This window comes from Paraburkholderia sp. BGA-UO-ETr-F21, from assembly GCF_059567925.1.
On record NZ_JCAQOY010000038.1, the window covers coordinates 289885 to 297006 of the forward strand.

General features: G+C 61.4%; 7 protein-coding genes. 4 read left to right on the top strand and 3 right to left on the bottom strand.

Annotated features, from left to right (window positions below):
- Position 1: 1 nt before the first annotated feature.
- From AC57B1_RS29430 to AC57B1_RS29440, 3 genes are read right to left on the bottom strand one after another with little or no spacing between them, the layout of a single operon-like run.
- The gene (locus tag AC57B1_RS29430; RefSeq protein ID WP_408187669.1) at positions 2–874 is read right to left on the bottom strand and encodes an ABC transporter permease; all 873 of its coding nucleotides are present in this window, start codon (positions 872–874) and stop codon (positions 2–4) included.
- Positions 861–1940, bottom strand: a complete 1080-nt coding sequence (locus AC57B1_RS29435) for an ABC transporter ATP-binding protein (protein ID WP_408348656.1) — start codon at positions 1938–1940, stop codon at positions 861–863. Before AC57B1_RS29435 ends, AC57B1_RS29430 begins: the two co-directional genes overlap by 14 nt.
- Before the next feature lie 57 nt (positions 1941–1997).
- Positions 1998–3065 (bottom strand): ABC transporter substrate-binding protein, encoded by a 1068-nt coding sequence (locus tag AC57B1_RS29440; RefSeq protein ID WP_091804443.1) that lies wholly within the window; start codon positions 3063–3065, stop codon positions 1998–2000.
- A gap of 157 nt (positions 3066–3222) precedes the next feature.
- Between AC57B1_RS29440 and AC57B1_RS29445 the strand changes: the two genes are divergently transcribed.
- From AC57B1_RS29445 to AC57B1_RS29460, 4 genes are all read left to right on the top strand, one after another.
- A complete protein-coding gene (locus AC57B1_RS29445) occupies positions 3223–4176 on the top strand; it encodes a LysR substrate-binding domain-containing protein (RefSeq protein ID WP_408348653.1) in 954 nt (317 codons plus the stop codon).
- Positions 4177–4249: 73 nt separating this feature from the next.
- Positions 4250–4675: a YybH family protein gene (locus tag AC57B1_RS29450; RefSeq protein ID WP_408348650.1), complete on the top strand. Its 426-nt coding sequence runs from the start codon at positions 4250–4252 to the stop codon at positions 4673–4675.
- A gap of 592 nt (positions 4676–5267) precedes the next feature.
- Positions 5268–5681, top strand: a complete 414-nt coding sequence (locus tag AC57B1_RS29455; protein WP_496419441.1) for a hypothetical protein — start codon at positions 5268–5270, stop codon at positions 5679–5681.
- A 314-nt stretch (positions 5682–5995) separates the two neighbouring features.
- The gene (locus tag AC57B1_RS29460) at positions 5996–6607 is read left to right on the top strand and encodes a HisS family protein (protein WP_496419442.1); all 612 of its coding nucleotides are present in this window, start codon (positions 5996–5998) and stop codon (positions 6605–6607) included.
- Positions 6608–7122 lie beyond the last annotated feature (515 nt).

A 7122-nucleotide genomic window follows, 5' to 3' on the forward strand; every position in this document is an offset into this window, starting at 1 on the left:
CTCAGTCGAAGATGTGCTGGAAGCGGCGTTCGGCGAGCCGGCTGCAACCCATCACGATCGCCACATTGGCGATCAGCAGCAGCACGGCGATAGTCGCGCCGAGCGGCCAGTTGAGCGTGCCGAGGAACTCGTCGTAGGCCGCGGTGGCGACCACCTTGAGGCGCCGGCCGCCGATCAGCGCGGGCGTGGCGAACGCCGAGGCCGACAACGCGAATACGATGATCGAACCCGACAGCACGCCCGGCATGATCTGCGGCAGCACCACGCGGCGGAACACCGCGAACGGCGAGCCACCGAGCGAGCGGCCGGCCCATTCCACCTGCGGATCGAGCTTCTGCATCGTCGCCCAGACCGACATCACCATGAACGGCACCAGTACGTGGGTGAGCGCGATGATCATGCCGGTCATCGTGAACACGAGGCGAATGGGTTCGCTGGTGACGTGCAGCGCTTGCAGAACGTTATTCAGCACGCCGTTGTTGCCGAGCAGAATCTGCCAGCCGAGCGTGCGCACCACCACGGAGATGAGCAGCGGGCCCAGCACGATCAACAGACAGAGCGACTGCCACGGACGCCTCATGCGCGCGAGCACGATGGTCTCCGGCACGCCGAGCACGATGGACAGCAGCGTGACGGCGAAGGCGAGACCGGCGGTGCGCAGGAAGATCGTGCCGTAATACGGGTCGCTGACGACTTCCCAGTAGTTGGCGAGCGTATAGGCGGCCGTGACACCCGCCGTATCGCTGAAGACGCGGAACGACAGCATCAGCGTGAGCAGCATCGGCACCAACAGCAAGCCGATGAACAACAGCAGCGCGGGCCCCGACAGCAGCCACGGCGCGGCGCCAGGACGGGCGTCGTCAAGCGTGGCCATGAGGGCTCTCCTGGTTGTCTTGCGTGAGCACGCGCAGGTCGTCGTCGGTCCACGCAAGGCCGACTTCGTCGCCTTCCTCGGGCGGCGGCGCGCCGTGGTTCGGTTGCGCGATACGCAGCTTGCCGAGTTCGGTGTCCACTTCGAGCAGCCATTGATTGCCGACGAAAACACGTGTCGAGATGCGGCCGCGCACCCGCGCATCGCCATTGGCCAGATGCACCTTTTCCGGACGGATATACACGTTCACCGCGCCGTTGACATGACGGCCTTCGTGCGGGACATGCAGGGTGGTGCCCGCGACCTCTACCTCGGCGCAGCGCGGATTGCGGCGCAGCACTTCGCCGGAAAATGCATTGGTGCGCCCGAGGAACGTCGAGGCAAACGGCGTGGCGGGGCGCTCATACGCGTCGTAAGGCGTGCTCAGTTGCGCAATCACGCCGCGATGCATCACCGCGATGCGATCGCTCATGGTCATCGCTTCGACCTGATCGTGCGTGACGAGAATCGTCGTGATGCCGAGCCGCTTCTGGATCGCGCGCAATTCGATGTGCATCTCTTCGCGCAACTTGGCGTCGAGGTTGGACATCGGCTCGTCGAGCAGCAGCAGTTCGGGCTGCATCGCGATAGCGCGAGCAATCGCCACACGCTGCCGCTGGCCGCCCGACAGTTCCTTCGGATAGCGGTGCCCGAGGCCGTTCAGGCGCACGAGCGACAACGCCTCGGCAACGCGCTCATCGCGCTCCTTGCGCTTGACCTTGCGCATCTCCAACCCGAAGCCGACGTTGCCTGCCACCGTCATGTGCGGAAACAGCGCGTAGCTCTGGAATACCACGCCGATGCCGCGTTTCTCGGGACGCTCGTGCGTAATGTCGCGGCCATCGAGCAGGATGCTGCCGGTGGTTGGCGTGACGAAGCCCGCGACCATTTGCAGCGTAGTGGTCTTGCCGCAGCCGGACGGTCCGAGCAGCGAAAGCAGTTCGCCGCGTTCGACGGAAAGATCCAGGTGTTCGATTGCCGTGAAATCGCCGTAGCGTTTCGAGATGTTTTGCAAAGTCAGGAAGGCCATACGCCTTGCTCCTTCATCAGATCGCGCGCCGCGCGAGGGACTTGCTGGTGTCGGAGTTCAGCGTTCGACCGAACGGTTCCAGCGCTCGGTCCACTCGGTGCGATGCTGGTTGATCGTGGTCCAGTCCATCGCGGTCAGCTTCGAGATCTGTTCGGGACCGTAGGGCACGCGCGCGGCAATCTCCGGCGTGAGTTTGACGGTCTTGTTGACCGGACCCAGGCCGATGCCTTGCGCTTGCAACGTCTGCACTTCCGGGCTCAACAGGTATTGCACGAACTGCTGCGATAACTGCGGCTGGGCGTTTTCCGCGACGGCACATGCCGCTACCTGCAGCGCGACCGCGCCTTCCTTCGGGTAAATGAACTTGAGCGGAAAGCCGGTGTTCTGCAATGCGACTGCGCGGCCGCTGCCATAGGGCGCGAGAATCACGTCGCCCGCCTGCATCTGGCCGTCCATTTCGCCTGGCGTGGGTGCCCAGGAGAGTACGTTCGGCGCGACGTCCTTGGTCATCGCGGCGAAACCTGGATCGATGTTCTTCTCGCCGCCGCCGGAAAGACGCGCGAGCATCACGAGCGTATGCAGACCATAGGTGTTGGTGATCGGCGGCACGCCGAGTTTGCCCTTGATGCGGCTGTCCGTGAGCGCCTTCCACGAATCGGGCGGCGGCAGGCCGGCCTTCTTGAACGCCTCTTCGTTGTAGCCGATGCCGGTCGCCACCATGCCGACGCCGATCGCGGTCGGTCCGAGCTTCGCGAGCGGGTAGAGGTCTTTCATCACGGGCGCGTCGTCGAGCTTTGCGCACAGGTTGAGCTGCATCGCCTGATACATGGGACCATCGTCCATCACCGCGACGTTGATCTGCTGATGGCCTTTCTGCGCCTGCAACTTGGCGAGCGTATCGCTCGAATTTCCGGCGACGTAGACGATCTTGACGTTGTGCGCCTTTTCGAACGGTGGAATGATTTTTTGCCGGTAGACCTGCTCGTTGGAGCCGCCGACATTGGCGACATACAGCGTGGTCTCGGCTTGCGCGAAGAGCGGCGCGGCGAGGGCGGAAGTGAATGAAAGCGCCGCGATGGCGGTGCGGGATGGGGCGGACAGACGGCGATGCAACGCTCTTCTCATGACGACGATCTCCAGTTCCGGTGTGGGGAGGCGGGCTTCACTGCCCGTCGTTACAATGCAGTGTCGCGCCGGCTGGTCATGTCGTCCAATACGAATAAAATACCTATCTATGCATGGATGATATGGATTGGTGGGCCTCGTCTAAGGGAGAATACGGATGAATCTCAAGCACATCGAGGCGTTTCGCGCGGTGATGGTGTCGGGATCGATGACCGCCGCGGCCAAGGCGCTCTTCACTTCGCAGCCGAACGTCAGCCGTCTGATCGCGCAACTGGAGCGCGACACGGGCTTGCAGCTCTTTCAGCGCAGCGGCGTGCGTCTGATTCCAACCAGCGAGGGCGAGGCGTTCTTTCGCGAAGTCGAACGCGCGTTCGTCGGCTTGCAAGGGTTGGCGGCTGCCGCGGCGCAGATTCGCAATCTCGGCAGCGGGCGTTTGCGCATCGCGGCAATGCCTTCGGCGGGCATGACGCTGGTGCCGCATGCGATCAAACGCTTTGTCGAGCTATTCCCGGAAGTCACCGTGTCGCTGCACGTGAATACGTCGGGCACGGTCAATCATTGGACGGCGTCGCAGTTTTGCGACCTCGGCGTGGCCGTGTATGTCAGCGAGGCGTCCGATTGCGAGGTCGAGCAGTTGTCGGACGTGGCTGCCGTGTGTGTGATGCCGGCGGCGCACCGGCTGGCGGCGAAGCACAGCATCAAGCCGGAGGATCTGGAAGGCGAGTCGTTCATCTCGCTGTGTCACGGCGACGGCACGCGTGCGCAGATGGACGAGGTGTTCCAGCGCGCGGGCGTGCAGCGCGTCCTCGCGATCGAAGCGCAATACACTGCAATGTGCTGCGAGATGGTGCGTCACGGCATGGGGGTGACGCTAGCACATCCGATCGTCGCGCGCGACTTCGCAGGACCCGGGATCGAGATTCGCCCTTTCTTGCCGGCTACGCGTTTTCAGACCTATCTGCTGTTTCCTCCGCACCGGCCGCGGGAGCGGCTCGCATCGGCGTTCGTCGAGGTTTTGCGGGGCTTGCATGAAGAATTGCTGGCGGAGGTCGTGGCGCCTGCGCGGAGTGTGGCGGGACGCCGGCGGGTACGGGGGCGTACTGGGGCGTGAGGGGCGTGAGTAACGTGAGCGGTGGGCGTCCGGCGTCCCAGTGTAAACACTTGAGAGAATCCACATGAGTCAAATGAGACAACCCGAAGACGCGCTCCATGCGTTTCAGAACGCCTGGAACAGTCACGACATGGAGTCCCTCGGAGCGTTGTTCCATGAGGACGCGACCTTCGTGAACCGGTTCGGGCATTACGTGCGCGGCGTCGAGGCGATCATCGAGCTGCATGCACCCATCCACGCCACTATCTACAGCGATTCCACGCTGCAGAACGAGTTGATCGACGTGGTCGCGATCGGCGGTGATGCGGCGCTCATGCACTTCTGGAGCCGCCTCACGGCCGGTGCGGCGCATCCGGCGGGGCCGCATGCTGTCGATACGCTGATCCTTGCGGTGCTGACGCGGCAGGCTGGCGAGTGGCGAATCAAGGCGCTGGAGAACGTCACCCTGACGAATCCTCGCACGGGAGAAGCCGTCTTGAGAGACGGCGGGGTGGTGTGATCGGGCAGCACAATCACTTTCACGACGTACGTTACCGCAAGCACCTGGGTTTACCAGATCAAGTCTGCCTTTTCCGGCACAGCGTTATAACATTGTGTGGATAAGGCGGTAATAAGCAGCGGCCCTCAAGGCCGTGCAATTGCGCTTACGAGCGCTTTGCGGTTCCGGCACTCCAGCCCACTAGCGTCCTATAGTGAACCGCTTTGGTCAATAGAGAGGTGTGCTCAGTTGATCGCTGGGGAACCTCGCCGGATACTCGTAGCGTCGCCCTTCGCTGAAAGCCTCATGCTATCCGACGAAGGGCGCAGACCGATACGCCGCGGCCCCGGACTCGACTGAACTTGCCGGAAGGCTTCGGACATGGGAGACGAAGTATAAGCGGGACTGAAGGGGGCCTGAAATGGCGCACGCTGATCTGGCTGTACTTGGGGGTGTGGGAATTCTCTCGCTGGCTTGTCTTGTCGTATGCGGAATGTATCTGTACCTGTGCAGCGACAGATGCCGCAACCGAAAGCACCGACCGGAAGCGCAACCGGGCGGCACCCGATCCACCGGCCAAGATGGCGAACCGTCTTCAGCAATCAAGGCAACCATGGGCACGCAACTCAGCGATCGCTGCAGATCCTCGCTCTATCGGGCCGTATTCAGTCACGCCGACGAAGACAGCATCGTGTTCGTGTTCGCTGGCACTCGCGAAGATGCCCGCGAGCGCGCGGCGAGCGCACTGGCTGCCATTCACACGATCCCGGTGCGGAACGTGCAACTCGCCGATCTCGCGTCGTTCCGCGAAATGGTCGACATTGGCGTGAGCGAGGACGAAGATCTGCGAATCTTCGAAATGGCCTGGAAAGGCGCGGACGTGAGCGCGTGGGCCGAGCATCCGCTCTTCTTACTGACGACCCTGGCTTGCTCGGCAAGTGGGCCGAGTTGTACGGCGATCTCGCGCGCCAACTGGCCGTCGGCGCAATTGAAAAAGCGCGGAACTGATCTTCTGCCGACAGATTGAATTCGCGGGGCGTGGCCTGTACGGAAGCGCCCCGTTTCGTTTGCGCTCGCCTCGACGAGTTCAGTGCAGGATGGTGCTTCCAGGTTTTGTGTGTCAGTATTGTCTATATGGAACTTCGTAACGTATCGACCCGGCTTTACCATCATCACGGCCACGATCCAGTGCGCCGTGATTCGTTACGTCCATAGCAAGGAATTCGGGAGTTCGTTTTCTCCGTCTCCATGCACAAACGATCAAGGCGCCTCAGGCGCCTTTTTTTATTTTCCGGACTCGAGAGGATCTCATGACCATGATTCGCGGAACTCGTTTTATCGTTGGGAAGGAAGCCGCACAAATACGCACTCTGGAAGATCGGTTCCGGAGCTATCTTCATTGATGCTGGAGCCGAAGAGGCTATCGTGCCTGCCTTGTGGTCGCAGGATACGTTCGTCCAGAAGGCCGGCGGCAGTAAGATCATCGGCCAGATGTGGGCCTTTCCGGATAAGAAGGGACGACCTTGCTGCCTGATCCCGGAAGCCACGGCCTTATTCCAGGAGAGGTGCATCGCACTGCTTGGTCAACGAGAGGCGCGCATGCTGTTCTACGTTGCGCGCTGCTATCGATACGAGCGACCGCAGGCCGGCCGCTATCGGGAGTTTTCGCAACTGGGATTCGAATACCTTTGCCCAAATCCTGAACTGGCTGCGCAGCGGAGCCAGGAGATTGCGGTCGGCTTTCTCGATTCACTCGGAGTGCGTTATGAAATCGATGGTGCGGCTCGCAGGGGACTCAGCTATTACCTGAACGGCCAAGGGTTCGAAATGCGCTGCACCGAACTCGGCGCGCAAGAGCAAGTTGTAGGCGGAGGGGCATACCGGGAGGGCGCCGGCTTCGGCATCGGGGCAGAGCGGTTGCTGTTAGCCATGGCTGCTCAAGGGCTCATATAGCGAAGGGAAGATCGAGGGGGGCATTCACATGTCCCCTGTTCTCAGATAGCGGCCGTTCGCCCGCCGACCTGACTCATGCGCTGAAAGGCCGTTTGAGTTAGCACGCTATCGCCTATTGAATCACGCGTGATAACTTAATTTTTCCAATTCGGCAGATCGGAGTCGAATCATTAATCGAACACCACTCCGACAAAGAGCCGTCAACCAATAAATAGCGATTTAGTAATCTCGACTAACCCGATGGACCGAGGTTCGTTACGCCCGGGGCGCATACGCCGACATTGAGCTATCCATAACAGTCTCTTCCTGAAAATACGCTTTATCGGCCCCGGCACGTACGTCGACTATATGCCTGCGTCACGCGTCGAGCCATGGACGTGGACGTACGCAGCTCCCTAGAGCGTGTTAGGCACTTTGCGGGAGACCTAGTATCCTGGCGGGATGAAAAGAGCAGATCGCAAAGGGTATCCGACCGATGTGTCCGACGAAGAATGGAGCTTCGCAGCACCCTATCT

Coding starts and splice junctions, on each gene's coding strand:
- AC57B1_RS29450 (WP_408348650.1), top strand. CDS start 4,250: ATGAGACAACCCGAAGACGCGCTCCATGCGTTTCAGAACGCCTGGAAC.
- AC57B1_RS29445 (WP_408348653.1), top strand. CDS start 3,223: ATGAATCTCAAGCACATCGAGGCGTTTCGCGCGGTGATGGTGTCGGGA.
- AC57B1_RS29455 (WP_496419441.1), top strand. CDS start 5,268: ATGGGCACGCAACTCAGCGATCGCTGCAGATCCTCGCTCTATCGGGCC.
- AC57B1_RS29440 (WP_091804443.1), bottom strand. CDS start 3,065: ATGAGAAGAGCGTTGCATCGCCGTCTGTCCGCCCCATCCCGCACCGCC.
- AC57B1_RS29435 (WP_408348656.1), bottom strand. CDS start 1,940: ATGGCCTTCCTGACTTTGCAAAACATCTCGAAACGCTACGGCGATTTC.
- AC57B1_RS29430 (WP_408187669.1), bottom strand. CDS start 874: ATGGCCACGCTTGACGACGCCCGTCCTGGCGCCGCGCCGTGGCTGCTG.